Source organism: Roseateles sp. NT4 (assembly GCF_051857475.1).
In the GTDB taxonomy this organism is placed as follows: domain Bacteria; phylum Pseudomonadota; class Gammaproteobacteria; order Burkholderiales; family Burkholderiaceae_C; genus Pelomonas.
Map to the genome: position 1 here is coordinate 400,862 of NZ_JBPZGZ010000002.1, position 16,161 is coordinate 417,022.

Sequence of the window (16,161 nt, forward strand, 5' to 3'; positions counted from 1 at the left end):
GCCTTGATGGGTCAGATGGTTCGGGGAGGGCGCTCCTGGCCGTCCGACAGGAAGCTGGGTGCAGGTGTCGAAAGGTCCGGGAACTTGATAGCAGGCAGCGCTTCAGGCTCGGGCAATGCCGGGAATTCGCTCAGCAAAGGGGTCAGCGAGCAGAACGCCGAGCACATATTGCACTTGTCGGTTGCCTCATGGTCGTGCCCCTCATGGTGGCCTGAGCCGCTGTGGTCATGGCCGGCTTCATGATGGTCCATGCCGTGATGAACAGCGTGCTCGCCGACGCGCATCTCGCTCTGCATGCCCGAACTGCCGACCGGGCACAGCATTGCCCCTGCCACCGCACCCCGGATGGGAAGCAGGACAGCTAGCAACAGCAGCAGCCAGATTCGAGCGAGTTTCAAAGGTCAGTGCAGTCGGTTGGGCAGTCTTCAAGGTGAGACTACTTATGCATCCTAAACCTTGTCACTGTGACAAGGTCAAGCGGGTAGCGCCTCGTGTCATCTGACGGGCCGCCGGCCTACATTGACCGGATGAAGACACCATCCCTCCTCTCCGCAGCAGTGCTGCTAGCCCTCTCACACGCCGCGAATGCCGAGCTGGTCCCCGTCCAGTGGGATGCAGCCGGACAGTTCAGCAAGGAACTGCCCATCCCGCCGGGCAAGTTTGTCGAGGTATGCGAGAAGCTGGTTGAAGGCGCCAAGGTGGACTGGTCCTTCGAGGCGGCCGGCCCGGTCGATTTCAACGTTCACTATCACGAGGGCAAGGAAGTCCGCTTCCCGGCCAAGAAGGCTCAGGTCGCCCAAGACCAGGGAACACTGGAGGCGACGCTGAAGCAGACCTACTGCTGGATGTGGTCGAACAAGGGCACGACGCCCCTGAAGCTGCAGTTCAAGCTCGCGAAGGGCTGACGCACCGCAATTGCCCGACCGAGGCGTACTACTACGTGTGGCGCCAGACCTTCACTGCAGATACGAACAGGATGGCAGCGAGCACGGGCAGCAGCACGGCACTTGGAACAACGCCAAGCAGTTGTCCGCCGGCGGCCGCACCCGCTATTGAGCCCAGCGCCATGGCGAGCACGAAGCGGCGGTTGCCTCGGAGCACCACGAAAGCGCTGTCCCGGCTGAAGCGGATGAAGCCGACAACCATCGTCGGCAGGCTGATGGCAACAGAGAGGCTGCCCGCGAGCTTGATGTTGGCACCGAACAGCAGGATGAGAGTCGGGATGAGCAACTCCCCGCCAGCCACTCCCATCACGGCGGCTACGACGCCGATGACAAAGCCGGCCAGCAGCCCTGCCACGACCTGCGCTGGACCATGCAGCAAAGCGCCATCTGAGTGGACGCCATGCGCGAACAGCAGCACGGCGGCGATGGCAAGCAACATGACGCTGATGACCTGGTAGAGCCGGCGGTTGCTGAGCTTCGTGGCCCATCCTGCGCCAAACCAGGCGCCCATCAAACTGCCGCCAAGGAGATTGACGATGCTGGGCCAGTTGGCAGCAATTTCCTGCGCGGGCACCGAGCCCATGCGAAAGAACAAGGCGCTCGTCACCACAATCAAGCTCATCGCCTTGTTCAGGATGACGGCGTGAAGCGCAATGAAGCCGAACAGCCCGATGAGGAGGGGGAGACGGAACTCTGCACCTCCAAGACCGATAAGTCCGCCCAGGATGCCGACGCCTGCGCCAGCGAGCGAAGCGCCCAAGATACGTTGCGGGGTCTCCGCCAAGACGGTCGTCATGTTGAGATTGTGAAACGGACAGACGGACGGCTGCAGCGCCCGGACGCGCCGCAGCCAGCGGCCGTAAGTTGCGACTCTCAGCGACAGCGGCCTAGTTGGCCTTGTGCGCCTGGCGCCCGGGTCGCAGACCCGCCGTCTTGCCGTGCGGGGCGTGCGGCACGGCAGGCGCGTCCTGTGCGAGGGACTCGATGATGGGGCAGTCCGGCCGGTCATCGCCGTGGCAGCAGTGAACGAGATGTTCCAGCGTGGCCTTCATCGCCTGCAGTTCCTTGAGCTTCTCGTCCAGCTCGACGATGTGGGCCTGAGCGAGCGCGCGCACCTGCCGGCTCGGTCGCTTGCGGTTCTGCCACAGACCTAGCAGCTCGCGAATCTGCTCGATGGAGAACCCCAGGTCCCGAGACTGCCGGATGAAGCGCAGCGTTGACACCTCCTTGTCGGTGTACTGCCTGTACCCGGACTCGGTGCGCGCCGCCTCAGGGAACAGGCCGACGCTCTCGTAGTGCCGAATCATCTTGGCCGATACGCCCGACGCTTTCGCCGCTTCGCCGATGTTCATGCTCATCTCGGGTCCTTATCCAATCGTGGTTCGTGCCGCAGGTGCGTCGGCCGTCGCGCGCCAGCGCCGGAGCGTCAGTGCGTTGAGGACAACGCTCACGCTGCTGAAGGCCATGGCGGCACCGGCAATGATGGGGTTCAGCAAACCCAACGCAGCCAGTGGGATGCCCAGCACGTTGTAGCCGAACGCCCAGAACAGGCCTTGCTTGATTTTTGAGTAGGTGCGGCGCGACACGTCCAGCGAGTCGGCCACCAGTCGCGGGTCGCCGCGCATCAGCGTGATACCGGCGGTCTCGGTCGCAACGTCGGCTCCGCCCGCCATCGCGTAGGAAACGGACGCAGCAGCCAGCGCGGGGCCGTCGTTCAGGCCATCGCCGACGAAGGCCACCACTTCGCCCTGGTCGCGCAACTGTTTGACGACAGCCGCCTTGTCGCCCGGCAGGACTTCAGCTCGCACCTCGTCGATGCCCAACTGGCTCGCGACCGCCTGTGCGGCGCCCTGGTTGTCCCCCGTCAGCATGACCGTCTTTATGCCAAGTTCATGGAGACGAGTCACCGCTGAGTGGGCCGTAGCCTTCACCGTGTCGCCGAAAGCGAGCAGGCCGAGGACGCGCCGATGGTCCCCTTCTGAGCCGATGAGCCACGACACCGTCTTGCCTTCGCTTTCGAGCCGCCGCGCGGCAGCTCCAGCCGTTCCTTCGTCCAGCCCCAGCTCTCGCAGCAGCCTTGTACTGCCGAGAGAGACCTTCTGCCCGCGCACCACGCCCTCGACCCCTCGTCCAGCCAGCGCCGCGACCTGATGGGCTTCAGGGACCGGCACCCGCTCGTCCCGGACCTTGTCCATGACCGCCGCAGCCAGAGGATGGCTGCTGGTCTTCTGAAGCGCCGCAGCGAACCTGAGCACCTCATCGCGGCTTGAACCCTCTGCGGGCACCACAGCTGCAAGTGACGGCTTTCCCTCGGTGAGGGTTCCCGTCTTGTCGAAGGCGACAACGGTGACGCCATGGGCAATCTCAAGTGCTTCGGCGTCCTTGATGAGGATGCCATGGCGGGCCGCTACGCCGGTGCCAGCCATGATGGCGGTTGGAGTGGCCAGGCCAAGTGCACACGGGCAGGCGATGACCAGGACAGCGACGGCGTTGATGAGCGCAGCTTCCCAGTTGCCGGTAAGCAGCACCCAGCCCAGGAAGGTGGCGAGGGCAATGCCCAGCACGACGGGTACGAACACGGCGCTGACGCGGTCGACGATGCGCTGGATGGGCGCCTTGGCAGCCTGGGCCGACTCGACCATGCGGATGATGCGGGCGAGCGTCGTCTCGGCGCCGATGGCCGTGGTGCGCACGGCCAGGAGGCCCTCCACGTTGATGGCGCCGCCGGTCACCTTGTCACCCTCAGCCTTCGCGACCGGGAGGCTCTCGCCAGTGATGAGCGATTCGTCGACGTGGGTGCGCCCTTCGACGATTTCGCCATCCACGGCCACGCGTTCCCCGGGCCGGACGATGACGACCTCGCCCACCGCCACCTGGTCGACCGGGATTTCCGACTCCACGCCGTCCCGCCGCACTCGCGCGGTGGTCGGCCGCAGAGCGTTCAAGGCACGAATGGCATCGGCAGTCTGGCGCTTGGCCCGATGCTCCAGCCACTTGCCCAGCAGGACCAGGGTGATGACGGCAGTGGACGCCTCGAAATAGAGGTGCGTCATACCGTGCTGGGCGTGCGTGACGAGGAGATAGATGGAGAGGCCGTAGGCTGCCGAAGTGCCCAGGGCCACAAGAAGGTCCATATTGCCAGCGCAAGCCAGCACCGCCTTCCAGCCGGCCCTGTAGAAACGCCAACCCAGCCAGAACTGGACGGCGGACGCCAGCGCAAGCTGCACCCATCCGTCCAGGGTCCAGTCCACGCCAAGGAGCTGCAGGAGCATTGGGGCCACCAGCGGCACCGTAAGCACACCACTGACTGCGACGGGCCACCAGTCAGGGGCACGTCCGCCAGGCTTCGGCGTCTCGTCCTTTAGCTCCCAGGCGGTGTAGCCAGCCTTGTTGATGGCGGCCTTCAGCGCGTCGAGCGGCACGGTCGAGAGCACCTGAACGGTGGCCTTCTCCGTGGCTAGGTTGACGGAGGCGCTAGAGACCCCAGGAACCTTAAGCAGCGCCTTTTCAACCCGAGCCACGCACGACGCGCAGGTCATGCCGTCGACCTGAAGTACGGACTGGGTGGTGGCGACGTCGTAGCCGGCCTTACGGACGGCAGCAGCTAGCGTTTCGGCGCTGACTGAGGCATCAGTGCTGACTGACGCTTCTTCAGTCGCCAGGTTCACGCTGGCCGCCTGCACGCCCGGAACCGCTTTCAACGTCTTTTCAACGCGCAGGACACACGAGGCGCAGGTCATGCCGGTCACCTGCAGCTTGATACCTTGAGGGTTGGGGAGTGCAGCGATGTTCATGGCGACCTCAGATGCAGTGGAATGTTGGCATCGTCAAGGTTCCAACGTTGGGAATGTCAAGCGGACGTTGAATATTCCACATGGACGGGAAGGATTCTGCGTCATGGCATTGACCTTCCAACTGTGGGAGAGCTGAAAGTTGCGTCACCAACAACCCAGCATCAGGAACACAGCATGATTGCCTTCGAAGTCAACGACATGACCTGCGGCCACTGCATCAGCACCATCACCAAGGCGCTGAAGGCCGCCGACAAGGATGCCAAGGTGCAAATCGACCTGACTACCCACCGCGTGCAGGTCGAGTCGGCGAGCGCTGATGTAGAAGAACTGGCCGATGCCATCAAGGATGCTGGCTACACGCCGACGCCGGTTTCAACAACGCCGTCCACGGCGCCAGCCAAGCCGGCCGGCAGCTGCTGCGGCTGCCGCTGAGCCGCAAGGCATCAGCGGACAGGAGCGTCCGTAGGCCGGTTCCGCTCATGGGCTTGACGGGCATCTAGCGCATCGGCATCGTCTATCCCGCTCAATGGGAGAGTGCCATGCAGATGTCCGCCCCGCTCCGCCGATTTGCCCTGACGGCGCACATCACGACTTCGGTCGGATGGATGGGCGCCGTCGCCTGCTTTCTTGCACTGGCCTTGGTCGGCTTGGAGAGTCAACAGCCGTTCGAGGTCCAGGCTGCCTACGTGGCGATGGAACTGGTCTGCTGGATGGTCATCGTCCCTCTCAGCCTCCTATCTCCCCTGACCGGAATCGCCCAGTCCCTTTGGACTCCATGGGGGATGCTCAAGCACTACTGGGTGGTAGTGAAGCTGCTTGTGACACTGCCTTGCACGGCCATCCTGCTCCTGCACATGCTGCCGACCACCCGGCTGGCGTCCGCAGCCCTTCAAGGCGGCCTTGCTGGGGCGGCCATGCACGACCTGAGGGTTCAACTCGTGGCCGACTCGGCGGTGGCCATTGCCGCTCTGGCTTTCACGACCGTTCTGGCGGTCTACAAGCCGAGCGGTCGCATGTCGAGCGGCGAGCCGGTGCCCACATGGGTGAAGTGGCTGCGTGGTGTCGCTATTGCCGGAGCGGCCGCCTTCTTGGTGGCCCATTTGCTCGGTGGCGGTATGGGTCACCACAGCATTCATTGAGTGACCGAGGCCCGTTGAAAGCGATGTGGGGTCCGTGCCGGGGTTGACGTGCATCAAGTTCGGTTGCCCGCTTTGCGGCGACGCTTAGGGCAAGGAGCTACGACAACCATGGACAACACTCCGAACCCGTCGCCACGCTGGCGCTCACCGTTGGGCATCTTCATGAGCATCGCCGGTTTGGTCGGCCTTTATTACTTGCTGACCGAGCACCTGACTCACCTCACACAAGCGATTCCGTACTTGGTTCTCCTCGCCTGCCCGTTGATGCACCTGTTCGGGCATCACCACGGCGGTCACCACCAGCACGGCAAGAACACCGACGAGAAGTAGCGATGCGTGCTGCGTCAGACAGGGCGAAGGCTGCTGAACTCGCCATCGTCCTCAGCGCATGGCAGGCCTTGACGCAGGCGGGCTGGTTTCGCCAGCTCTCATTGCTACTCCTCGCGGGCCGGGCGCTCGTTCACGGCGTCCGCATGGCGTTGACGTGTCACGTCGAGTTGTACGGCAGCCATCCGATGTGGAGGAAGGCGTCCTGTTCTTGGGCTGCTGGGCCTGCCTTGCCGGACTAGGCATCTGGATTGCCGCCGCTGAGGTGGCCTGACTCCCATCAGGTGTACGCCTCCCTTGACCTTCCAACAAGGGCAAGGTTCAAACTTGAGAACCAGAACCGGAGAGCACCATGCCGTCTTCCAGTCACGAGTCTCACGACCACGTTGCCCAACAGCATCCCGAGCCATCAGCGGGCACCCATGTGATGCCTGACGGCTCGGTGATGGAGGGGCACGCTCATCATCACGAGCACGCCATCCACGCTGGCCACGGCCACCACGGGCATGCTCTTGGCACGCCGGGGAAGATGAAGCTCGCGCCAAAGGGCGACCAAAGCCAGGTCGAGTACACCTGCCCGATGCACCCCCAGGTCCGGCAGATGGGCCCGGGCAATTGCCCCATTTGCGGCATGGCACTGGAACCGGTGCTGGCGACGGCCGAACAGGGCGAGAGCCCTGAGTTGCTCGACATGACTCGGCGCTTGTGGATAGGCACGGCGCTGACGGCTCCTGTGTTCGCTCTGGAAATGGGCGGACACCTGTTCAATATCCACCATCTCATCGCGCAGCAGACGTCGAACTGGGTCCAGCTGCTGCTGGGCACTCCGGTGGTGCTCTGGGCGGGGTGGCCGTTCTTCACACGCGCCTTGGCCTCGCTGAAGAACCGCAGCCTCAATATGTTCACCCTCATTGCGCTGGGCACGGGAGCGGCTTGGGTTTACAGCATCGTCGCGACGCTGGCGCCGGGTCACTTTCCCGCTGCGCTACGAGGCGACGATGGTGGAGTGCCGGTCTACTTCGAGGCGGCGGCGGTCATCACCGTGCTCGTGCTACTCGGCCAGGTGCTGGAACTGCGCGCAAGAGAAAAGACCTCCGGCGCCATCAAGGCGCTCCTGGGCTTGGCGCCAAAGACGGCGGTCAAAGTGAACTCCGACGGCGCCGACGAGACGGTGCAGGTGGATGCCATCGAGGTAGGCAACCTGCTACGTGTGCGGCCGGGCGAGAAGGTGCCCGTCGATGGAGAAGTCACCGAGGGTAAGGGCAATGTCGATGAGTCCATGGTGACTGGGGAGCCCGTGCCGGTAGCGAAAGCCGCCGGCTCGAAGGTGACTGCTGGCACGATGAACCAGACCGGTGGCTTCGTCATGCGCGCTGAGAAGGTGGGCGCTGACACTTTGCTCTCCCAAATCGTCCACATGGTGGCGGCAGCGCAGCGCAGCCGTGCGCCCATTCAACGCATGGTCGACCAGGTCGCCGGGTGGTTCGTGCCAGCCGTCATCCTGGCCGCAGCCTTGACTTTTGTCGCTTGGCTGGTGTGGGGGCCTTCGCCGGCCTTCAGCTATGCGCTCGTCGCTGCGGTCTCTGTGCTCATCATTGCCTGCCCTTGCGCTCTTGGCTTGGCGACGCCCATGTCCATCATGGTGGGAGTCGGCAAGGGAGCCCAGCATGGCGTGCTCATCCGCGACGCCGAAGCCCTCGAGAAGATGGAAAAGGTCGACACGCTTGTCGTCGACAAGACCGGCACCTTGACCGAGGGGCGACCCAAGGTGGTCCACATCGAGCCGGCGGGCGGCTACTCGGCCGAGGATATCTTGAAAATGCTGGCCAGCGTGGAACGGGCCAGCGAGCATCCCCTGGCGATGGCCATCGTCCAGGAAGCCCAAGGGCGCAAGCTGGCTCTCTCGCAGGTCACGGACTTCGACTCGCCTGTCGGCAAGGGTGTGGTGGGAACGGTCGACGGGGAGTCTGTCGTCTCAGGTAGCGCCAAGTTTCTTGCCGAACAGGGCGTCGACGTCGGCACCCTCTCAGCGCCAGCGGAACAGCAACGTCAAAGGGCTGCGACCGTCATCTTTGTAGGCATTGGCGCCAAGCTCGCCGGGTTCGTAGCCGTCGCCGACCCCATCAAGCCGACGACGCCTCAGGCCTTGAAGGCACTGCAGGCGGCCGGCGTCCGCGTCGTCATGTTGACCGGTGACGGCAAGACCACGGCTGAAGCGGTGGGCCGCGAGCTGGGCATCGACGAGGTGCTTGCCGAGGTCTTTCCTGAAGACAAGGCAGCCGTGGTGAAGCGGCTTCAGTCGGAAGGCCGCATCGTGGCCATGGCGGGCGATGGGGTCAACGACGCACCAGCGCTTGCCCAAGCCACAGTGGGCATCGCCATGGGGACCGGCACCGATGTTGCGATGGAGAGTTCTGGCATCACGCTGTTAAAGGGTGACCTGATGGGCATCGTTCGCGCCCAGACCTTGTCGCGCGCGACGATGCGCAACATCCGACAGAACCTCTTCCTGAGCTTTGCCTACAACGTGGCCGGCGTGCCAATAGCGGCTGGCGTGCTTTACCCCTTCTTTGGAGTGCTGTTGTCGCCGGTCGTCGCCGCCGCCGCGATGGCGCTTTCATCCGTTAGCGTGATAGGCAACGCCCTGAGGCTTAGGACCGTCAAAGTGGAGTGAAGGTGCCGCGCTGCCCGCTAGTTTGCCAGCCATTGGGAATTTGCCTCCGCAATCCCTCCAGCGGATGCGGCTCGTCAGCAGGTTTGTGACTCTTACAGGCGCGGCCGCACCCAGAACCACGCGGCAACGGCAACTCCCAACCAAAGCAACACGACAACTGCCGCGCCGACACGACTGCTTGGTTTCGCCCCCTTGGTCCGAATCCAGTCATCTGCCTGAACCCGGCTCTCCGCCAGGACTGCGGGCGGCAGGAGCCTGACGGCTAACCAAATCAGCCCGGGAAGCAACAGTACATCGTCGACGTAGCCAAGGACTGGGATGAAATCAGGAATCAGGTCGATGGGGCTTAACGCATAGGCCACGACGAACACTGCGAGCGCCTTTGCAAACCAAGGCGTCCGTGGATTCTTCCCCGCGAACCACAGCGTCACACCATCGCGCTTAATGCGCTTGGCCCACTCCTTCAAACTGCTACAAATGCCCATGGTCCCATCATGACGCGCAGCGGGCGGGTTGAATGTAAAACGGCTGGCCGCAACGCGGGGACGCCTTCCTCATAGTTCAGGCGTCGTGACGGTCGGCGCTGCGGCGTCCCTTGTCCTGCTCTTGAGCCAGCAGGGCGGTGGCACTTGTGAAATGGTTTTCCTCGTCGGTCTGCCCACAGGGCTCGAGTTCGCACTGCACGGTAATGTGGTGGATGCCAAATTTCACCGCCAGGCGCCTGCGCACTTCGGGAAGGATTTGCTGTTCGGCGTTCACGTCCGGGTCCGTCACAAGGTGGACCGTGAGCGTGCTCTTGCCGCTCGTCACCGCCCAAACGTGCAGGTCGTGGAGGCTCTTGACGCCGGGCACTGCCAGCAGAAGCTTCTTCAACTCGACCATGTCGACGTCTTCGGGCACCCCCTCCAGCAGGATATTGACGCTCGACTTGAGCAACGTCCAGGTCCGAGGTACGACCCACAGGCCGATTAGGATGGCGACCGCCGAATCGACCCAGGCCCACCCTGTGAACTTCAGGATGACGGCGCCGACGATGACGCCGACCGAGCCAATCATGTCTGCCCACACCTCGAGGTAGGCGCCCTTCACATTCAGGCTCGACTCCTGGCCGCCCTGAAGGACGCGCATGCTGATGAGATTGACCAGCAGGCCGACGATGGCGATGACGAGCATCGCCGTCGACTGGATTTCTGGCGGCGCCTTGATGCGCAGGTAGGCCTCGTAGAGGATGTAGACCGCCACGCCGAACAGCAGCATGGCGTTGAACGCTGCGGCCAGGATTTCGAAGCGGTGGTAGCCGAAGGTCCTTCGGGCATCGGCGGGCCGCTTGGCTATCCGGATGGCCGCAAGCGCGATGGCCAGCGCTGCGACGTCGGTGAACATGTGCGCCGCGTCGGAGATGAGCGCAAGGCTCTGCGACACGATGCCGCCGACCAGTTCGACGAACAGGAACACCGTCGTGAGCCCAAAGGCAATCTTCAGCGAGCGTTGGTTCGCGCCCGCTGTGTGGTCATGGCCTGCGGACTCGTGAGCGTGGTCGTGCGACATCTTTGTTTCTCCTTAGGCGTTCACAGGGGCCGCAACTGGTGCTTCGACCTCGTCGTCATCCCGTCGGTGCGCCCACCGATACAGCAGCGGCAACACCAGCAGCGTCAGCGCCGTCGAAGACAGGACGCCGCCTATGACGACGGTGGCCAGCGGGCGCTGCACTTCGGCGCCAGTGCCGGTGGCGATTGCCATGGGCACGAAGCCCAGCGAGGCAACCAAGGCCGTCATCAGCACCGGACGCAACCGGGTCAGCGCGCCTTCCCAGATGGCGTCGTCCAGGCTTTTGCCCTCCTCGCGAAGACTACGGATGAACGACAGCATGACCAGCCCGTTGAGCACTGCGACACCGGACAAGGCGATGAAGCCGACCGCCGCCGAAATCGACAGCGGGATGCCTCTCAGCCAAAGTGCCAACACACCACCAGTCAGAGCAAATGGGATGCCGGTGAAGACCAAGAGACCGTCCTTGGCATTGCCGAACATGGTGAAGAGGAGTGCGAAGACCATGGCCAGGGCCAGCGGCACCACGACCTGCAGGCGCTGCGACGCGGATTGCAATTGCTCGAAGGTCCCACCCCAGGCGGTCCAATAACCCGTGGGCACTTTCACGCTCGCCATCGCAGCCTGCGCGTCGGCGACGAACGAGCCGAGGTCGCGGCCGGTCACGTTCGCGCTGACGACGACCCGGCGCTTGCCGTTCTCCCGGGACATCTGGTTGGGCCCGGGGGCAACTTCTAGGGCCGCGACTTCCCCGAGCGGGATGTATGACGCGCGGCCTTCAGCCCCCGATTTCGGCAACGAGATGGGAAGGCGCTTGAGCGCCTCGACGTCCTGACGCACGTCTTCCGGCAGCCGCACGAGGATGTCGAAGCGACGGTCACCCTGGAAAAAGGTGCCGGCTTCTCGACCGCCCACGGCCGTCGCCACAGCCTCCTGCACGTCGGTCATGTTCAGCCCGTAGCGCGTCGCCTTGGCACGGTCGATGTTGACCGAGAGCATCGGCAGGCCCGTCGTCTGCTCGACCTTGACCTCGGTGGCACCCGGCACCTTCTGCAGCGTTGCCGCGATGCGGTTGGCCGTGTCGTTGAGCAGGTCGTTGTCGTCACCGAAGACCTTGACGGCCACATCCGAGCGCACGCCGCTGATGAGTTCGTTGAAGCGCAGCTGGATGGGCTGCGAGAACTCGTAGTTGTTGCCAGGCACCGTGGCGGCTTCCTCGCGGATGGCTGCGAGAAGCTCGTCGCGCGTCTTGCGTGGCTCTGGCCACTGGTCCATCGGCTTGAGCATGATGTAGCCGTCGCTGATATTGGGTGGCATTGGGTCCGCCGCAATCTCGGCTGTGCCCGTGCGGGCAAAGATGCGCTCAATCTCGGGGAACTTCGCCTTGAGCGTCGCCTCGAGCTGCTTCTGCATCTCCACCGACTGCGTCAGGCTCGTGCCCGGGATGCGCAGAGCCTGGATGGCGAAGTCGCCTTCGTTGAGGTTGGGCACAAACTCGCTGCCCAGTTTGGTGGCCACGATGACGGACAGGGCGACCATGACGGTCGCGAAGGTCATCACGACGGGCGCGTTGCCCAGCGTCGCCTTGAGCGCCGGCTCGTAGCGGCGCTTGGCCCATTCCATCAGGCGGTTTTCCTTCTCGGTCACGCGCTCGCCGATGAAGAGTGCGACGGCAGCAGGGACGAAGGTCACCGACAGCACCATCGCGCCGAGCAGCGCCAGCAGCACCGTGTAGGCCATCGGATGGAACATCTTGCCCTCCACGCCGGTCAGGGCAAGGATGGGCACGTAGACCACCATGATGATGAGCTGGCCGAACAGCAGCGGTCGACGAGCTTCCTTGGCGGCGGCGAACACCTCGTGGAAGCGCTCGGCCCGCGTCAGCGCCCGACCCTTGTGCGCCTGGACGTGCGCGAGGCGGCGCACAGCGTTCTCGATGATGACCACCGCGCCGTCCACGATGATGCCGAAGTCCAATGCACCCAGGCTCATCAGGTTGGCACTGATGCCGTACTTGACCATGCCCGTGAAGGTGAAGAGCATCGACAGCGGGATGACCATCGCCGTGATGAGCGCCGCCCGGAAGTTTCCAAGGAAGGCAAACAGCACCGCGATGACCAACAGGGCACCCTCGACCAAGTTCTTCTGAACGGTCTTGATGGCCTTGTCGACAAGCGTCGTCCGGTCGTAGACCGTGACGGCCTTGACGCCAGCGGGCAGCGTCTTGTTGATGGCCTCCATCTGCTTGTCCACGGCGCGCGAGACGGTCCGGCTGTTTTCGCCCATCAGCATGAAGACGGTGCCAAGCACCACCTCCTGGCCGTTCTCAGTGGCCGCACCGGTGCGCAACTCCCGCCCCAGCTCCACAGCGGCGACGTCGCGGACGCGGATGGGCTGGCCCTGCGCCGTGCCGATGATGATTTCGCCGATGTCCTCAATGGACTTGACCTGACCAGGCGCGCGCACGAGGTACTGCTCGCCGCGCCGCTCGATGTAGCCGGCGCCGAGGTTGGAGTTGTTCTTCTCCAGCGCGTTCACGACGTCGGCCAGGCTGAGGCCGAAGGCACCGAGGCGCTCGAGGTTGGGTGCCACGACGTACTGCTTCGCGAAGCCGCCGATGGAGTTGATTTCAGTCACGCCCGACACGTTGCGCAGCTGCGGCTTGACGACCCAGTCCTGGATTTCGCGCAGGTCGGTCGGCGTGTAGGCCGTGCCGTCGGGCTTCTTCGCGCCCTTCACTGCTTCGACCGTCCACAGGTAGATTTCTCCAAGACCCGTGGAGATGGGACCCATGCTCGGCGTCACGCCGGCTGGCAGCCGCTCACGAGCCTCCTGAAGGCGCTGGTTGACGAGCTGCCGCGCGAAGTAGATGTCGGTGCCGTCCTTGAAGATGACGGTGACCTGCGACAGGCCGTAGCGCGACAGGGAGCGCGTCTGTTCCAGGCCTGGCAGGCCGGCCATGACCGTCTCGATGGGATAGGTGACGCGCTGCTCGGTCTCCAGCGGTGAATAGCCCGGTGCCTGGCTGTTGACGACGACCTGCACGTTGGAGATGTCGACGACGGCGTCGATGGGCAGCTTGGTGTAGCTGTAGGCCCCGAGGGCTGCCATTGCCAGCACGGCAAGCATGACCAACCAACGCTGCTCGATGCAGAAGCGGATGATGCGTTCAAACATGTCCGTCCTCCCGTTCAGTGTTCGTGGCCTGCGCTGGCTTTGCCCAGCTCAGACTTGAGGACGAAGGTGTTCTTGGACGCGACCTGGTCGCCGGCCTTCAGGCCACTGAGCACCTCGACAGTTCGTCCGTCGGAGCGGCCGACCTTGACGGCCACCGCCTCGAACCCGCCGGACACGGCCTTGAAGACCATGGCCTGGTTCTCGATGGTCTGGACCGCATCGGCCGGCACCGTCAGAGGGACGTCCTGGTTCTCGCCGTACACCGCGACGGTCACGAAGAGGCCGGGGCGCCACGCGCCATCGGGATTGGTCAGCGTCACGCGGGCGCGGGCGGTACGGGTATGTTCGCCCAGCAGCGCGCCGACGTAAGAGATGGTGCCCTCCACCTTGCTCTCGAACGCAGTCGACGACACCGAGACACGCTGACCCACGCGAACGGTGGCCAGGTCCTTGGGCGCGACGTTGAACTCCGCCCAGACCGACCGGAGGTCGGAGACGGTGAAGATGCTGGCGTCTTCCTTGACCGCCTCGCCGAGCGCCAGGTGCTTCTCGACCACCGTGCCGTCGAACGGCGCACGCAGCTCGAAGCGGTTGAGGTTTGCCGATGAGCCGGTGGCACCAACGGCCGCGAGCTTCTGGGTCGCATTGCGGACCGCGATGTCGGCCTCACGCAGGGCCGACTGGGCCTGCAGGTAGTCCTGCTCCGCAGAAATCTTCTCCTGCCAGAGCTTCTTCTCGCGCTCGTAGGTGACGCGGGCCGCATCGCGGCGCTCCTGAGCGGTCAGTAGCTCGCTGCGTTGCTCTGACAGCGAGTTGCTGGCAATGACGGCCAGGACCTCGCCCTTGCGCACCGACTGGCCGAGATTGGCGACGACTTGCTCGGCCACGCCTGCGAGGCGCGGCACGACGTGGGCCGTGCGGTCTTCGTTGAACCTGATTTCGCCGGTGAACTCGGCGGCGGCCTGGAGCTTTGCCGGGCCTGCGGCTTGCACGGCGATGCCCGCCTTCCTGACCTGGTCCTCGGTCAACTTGACCGAGCGCTGCTCATGCTCTTCGTGCGCTTCCTTGGCAGCTGGGGCGGCCTTCTTGTCGTCGTCGCCTTCCTTGTGTGCGTGACCGGCTTCTTCGCCCTGTTCGGCTTCTTCGCCCGTCTTGTGCCGTTCGGTGAGCAGCAGTCCGCCACCGGCCATGACGCCGACCAGGACGATGACCGCCATTGCGACGCGCTGTTTCTTTGTGATTGCCATGTTCGTTTTCCGTTCTCAGCGACCGAGCAGGCGGTCGATGGCCGTGGCGGCTTGGTATGCGTTGGAGAGCGTGCTCAGGTAGCGCGCCCGGGCTTGCAGCAGGGAGCGCTGCGCGTCGATGACGTCAAGGAAGCCGAACTTGCCGGCCTCGAAGCCCGTGCTGGCCGAGTCATAGGCCTGCTGTGCAGCGGGCAGGACCGTCGATTGCAGCGTCTGCAGCGATGTGCGAGCAATTGACAACTGGGCTGCCGCCGTCTGCAGGTCAGCAAGGACGCGCAGGCGCGCGGCCTGGAACTCATCCTCCGCCTTGTCGGCGCGTTTGCTGGCCTCGTAGACCGCGCCCTGGTTGCGGTCAAAGAGCGGCAACGGCATGGACAGGCCGACGATGGCCTGTGTTCGGCCCAGTTCGTTGTCGCGCTTCGCGCCAACGCTCAGCGTCACGTCCGGCATCGCCTTGCTGCGCTCGACATCCACCAGCGCCTTGCGGCGCTCCACCTCGGTACGGGCGGCCAGAAGTGCCGGAGCCTCCTCAAGCCGACCCATCAGCTCCGGAAGGGGCGCGCGTTCGGGAATGGCGTTGATGTCGCCTGCGACGCGAACGAACCGTGGCTCCGGGTCGCCCCAGAGGTTGGCCAGTGCATGGCGGGCCGTCGTCAGCTCCGCTTGCGCTTCGGCGAGTTCGAGCTGCGCATTGGCCTGGTCGACCTGGGCGCGTGTGGCATCCACCGGCGAGACCTTGCCGGCCGCCACGCGCTTGGATACGGCCTGGGCGCCGCTGGTGGCGAGGTCTGCCGAGTTGCCAGCAAGCTTGGAGCGCTCCTGCGCTGCGAGCACTGCGAAGTACGCCGCTATGGCCGATGAACGAACTTGGGCCTTCGCGTTGGTCAGCTCGACCTGGGCGAGGTCACGCGAGCGCTGAGCCGCGTTGACGCGGGCGGTGCGCTTGCCGCCCAGCTCCAACGGAATGTTCAGCGTCGTGGTTGTCGTTCGAGTCGCGCTACGGGTGTCCTCAACGCTTGCAGCGAGTTCCGGGTTGCGGAAGGCGCCAGCCTGCCGGACGGAGCCGTCCTGGGCCTCAAGCTCTCGCTGCGCCGCAGACACCACGAAGCTTCGCGATGTCGCCAGGTCGAGCGCCTGTTCGAGGGTGAGTGTGTCTGCCGCCGTGTTTGTCGCCAGTTGGGCGCGGACGGTGAATGGGCTGAGCAATGCTGCCGCCAGCCCGAGCGGCCAAAGAATTCTTCTCATCGAATCTCATAGGTTGAAACCAGGGATTCGGCGAGACGGGTGTGGTTGGAAGTCCTCCTGTCTCGC

The 16,161-nt window shown here is 64.4% G+C and carries 14 protein-coding genes; 5 read left to right on the top strand and 9 right to left on the bottom strand.

What is annotated here, in order from left to right; genetic code table 11:
• Positions 1-11: 11 nt before the first annotated feature.
• Positions 12-398, bottom strand: a complete 387-nt coding sequence (locus ACS5PN_RS11445; protein ID WP_439464075.1) for a DUF2946 family protein — start codon at positions 396-398, stop codon at positions 12-14.
• A 129-nt stretch (positions 399-527) separates the two neighbouring features.
• Between ACS5PN_RS11445 and ACS5PN_RS11450 the strand changes: the two genes are divergently transcribed.
• Positions 528-905, top strand: a complete 378-nt coding sequence (locus ACS5PN_RS11450) for a hypothetical protein (protein WP_439464076.1) — start codon at positions 528-530, stop codon at positions 903-905.
• A gap of 31 nt (positions 906-936) precedes the next feature.
• Here ACS5PN_RS11450 and ACS5PN_RS11455 read toward each other — a convergent pair whose 3' ends face one another.
• The 3 genes from ACS5PN_RS11455 to ACS5PN_RS11465 all read right to left on the bottom strand — a co-directional run bounded on the left by ACS5PN_RS11455 (position 937) and on the right by ACS5PN_RS11465 (position 4,738).
• Positions 937-1,740 (bottom strand): TSUP family transporter, encoded by an 804-nt coding sequence (locus ACS5PN_RS11455; protein WP_439464077.1) that lies wholly within the window; start codon positions 1,738-1,740, stop codon positions 937-939.
• A gap of 91 nt (positions 1,741-1,831) precedes the next feature.
• Positions 1,832-2,302, bottom strand: coding sequence for a Cu(I)-responsive transcriptional regulator (cueR, locus tag ACS5PN_RS11460; protein ID WP_439464078.1), 471 nt, complete (start codon positions 2,300-2,302; stop codon positions 1,832-1,834).
• A gap of 9 nt (positions 2,303-2,311) precedes the next feature.
• Positions 2,312-4,738, bottom strand: coding sequence for a heavy metal translocating P-type ATPase (locus ACS5PN_RS11465; RefSeq protein ID WP_439464079.1), 2,427 nt, complete (start codon positions 4,736-4,738; stop codon positions 2,312-2,314).
• 174 nt (positions 4,739-4,912) lie between these two features.
• Between ACS5PN_RS11465 and ACS5PN_RS11470 the strand changes: the two genes are divergently transcribed.
• The 4 genes from ACS5PN_RS11470 to ACS5PN_RS11485 all read left to right on the top strand — a co-directional run bounded on the left by ACS5PN_RS11470 (position 4,913) and on the right by ACS5PN_RS11485 (position 8,878).
• The gene (locus ACS5PN_RS11470) at positions 4,913-5,170 is read left to right on the top strand and encodes a heavy-metal-associated domain-containing protein (RefSeq protein WP_439464080.1); all 258 of its coding nucleotides are present in this window, start codon (positions 4,913-4,915) and stop codon (positions 5,168-5,170) included.
• Between the two features lie 107 nt (positions 5,171-5,277).
• Positions 5,278-5,877, top strand: a complete 600-nt coding sequence (locus ACS5PN_RS11475) for a hypothetical protein (protein WP_439464081.1) — start codon at positions 5,278-5,280, stop codon at positions 5,875-5,877.
• A 108-nt stretch (positions 5,878-5,985) separates the two neighbouring features.
• Positions 5,986-6,207, top strand: coding sequence for a DUF2933 domain-containing protein (locus ACS5PN_RS11480; RefSeq protein ID WP_439464082.1), 222 nt, complete (start codon positions 5,986-5,988; stop codon positions 6,205-6,207).
• Positions 6,208-6,631: 424 nt separating this feature from the next.
• Entirely contained in the window at positions 6,632-8,878 is a 2,247-nt protein-coding gene (locus ACS5PN_RS11485) for a copper-transporting P-type ATPase (RefSeq protein ID WP_439465560.1), read from the top strand.
• A 92-nt stretch (positions 8,879-8,970) separates the two neighbouring features.
• Here the strand turns inward: ACS5PN_RS11485 and ACS5PN_RS11490 are convergent, their stop codons facing one another.
• The 5 genes from ACS5PN_RS11490 to ACS5PN_RS11510 form a co-directional block, all read right to left on the bottom strand.
• Positions 8,971-9,363 (bottom strand): YkvA family protein, encoded by a 393-nt coding sequence (locus ACS5PN_RS11490; protein WP_439464083.1) that lies wholly within the window; start codon positions 9,361-9,363, stop codon positions 8,971-8,973.
• Between the two features lie 76 nt (positions 9,364-9,439).
• A complete protein-coding gene (locus ACS5PN_RS11495) occupies positions 9,440-10,426 on the bottom strand; it encodes a cation diffusion facilitator family transporter (RefSeq protein ID WP_439464084.1) in 987 nt (328 codons plus the stop codon).
• Between the two features lie 12 nt (positions 10,427-10,438).
• The gene (locus tag ACS5PN_RS11500) at positions 10,439-13,603 is read right to left on the bottom strand and encodes a CusA/CzcA family heavy metal efflux RND transporter (protein ID WP_439464085.1); all 3,165 of its coding nucleotides are present in this window, start codon (positions 13,601-13,603) and stop codon (positions 10,439-10,441) included.
• A gap of 14 nt (positions 13,604-13,617) precedes the next feature.
• Positions 13,618-14,850, bottom strand: a complete 1,233-nt coding sequence (locus tag ACS5PN_RS11505; protein WP_439464086.1) for an efflux RND transporter periplasmic adaptor subunit — start codon at positions 14,848-14,850, stop codon at positions 13,618-13,620.
• 15 nt (positions 14,851-14,865) lie between these two features.
• A complete protein-coding gene (locus tag ACS5PN_RS11510) occupies positions 14,866-16,095 on the bottom strand; it encodes a TolC family protein (protein ID WP_439464087.1) in 1,230 nt (409 codons plus the stop codon).
• Positions 16,096-16,161 lie beyond the last annotated feature (66 nt).

Bases quoted from the DNA above. Each gene is read 5' to 3' on its own strand.
- ACS5PN_RS11470 (WP_439464080.1), top strand. From the start codon at position 4,913: ATGATTGCCTTCGAAGTCAACGACATGACCTGCGGCCACTGCATCAGC.
- ACS5PN_RS11480 (WP_439464082.1), top strand. From the start codon at position 5,986: ATGGACAACACTCCGAACCCGTCGCCACGCTGGCGCTCACCGTTGGGC.
- ACS5PN_RS11490 (WP_439464083.1), bottom strand. From the start codon at position 9,363: ATGGGCATTTGTAGCAGTTTGAAGGAGTGGGCCAAGCGCATTAAGCGC.
- ACS5PN_RS11500 (WP_439464085.1), bottom strand. From the start codon at position 13,603: ATGTTTGAACGCATCATCCGCTTCTGCATCGAGCAGCGTTGGTTGGTC.
- ACS5PN_RS11510 (WP_439464087.1), bottom strand. From the start codon at position 16,095: ATGAGAAGAATTCTTTGGCCGCTCGGGCTGGCGGCAGCATTGCTCAGC.
- ACS5PN_RS11450 (WP_439464076.1), top strand. From the start codon at position 528: ATGAAGACACCATCCCTCCTCTCCGCAGCAGTGCTGCTAGCCCTCTCA.
- ACS5PN_RS11465 (WP_439464079.1), bottom strand. From the start codon at position 4,738: ATGAACATCGCTGCACTCCCCAACCCTCAAGGTATCAAGCTGCAGGTG.
- cueR (WP_439464078.1), bottom strand. From the start codon at position 2,302: ATGAGCATGAACATCGGCGAAGCGGCGAAAGCGTCGGGCGTATCGGCC.
- ACS5PN_RS11475 (WP_439464081.1), top strand. From the start codon at position 5,278: ATGCAGATGTCCGCCCCGCTCCGCCGATTTGCCCTGACGGCGCACATC.
- ACS5PN_RS11505 (WP_439464086.1), bottom strand. From the start codon at position 14,850: ATGGCAATCACAAAGAAACAGCGCGTCGCAATGGCGGTCATCGTCCTG.
- ACS5PN_RS11485 (WP_439465560.1), top strand. From the start codon at position 6,632: ATGCCTGACGGCTCGGTGATGGAGGGGCACGCTCATCATCACGAGCAC.
- ACS5PN_RS11495 (WP_439464084.1), bottom strand. From the start codon at position 10,426: ATGTCGCACGACCACGCTCACGAGTCCGCAGGCCATGACCACACAGCG.
- ACS5PN_RS11455 (WP_439464077.1), bottom strand. From the start codon at position 1,740: ATGACGACCGTCTTGGCGGAGACCCCGCAACGTATCTTGGGCGCTTCG.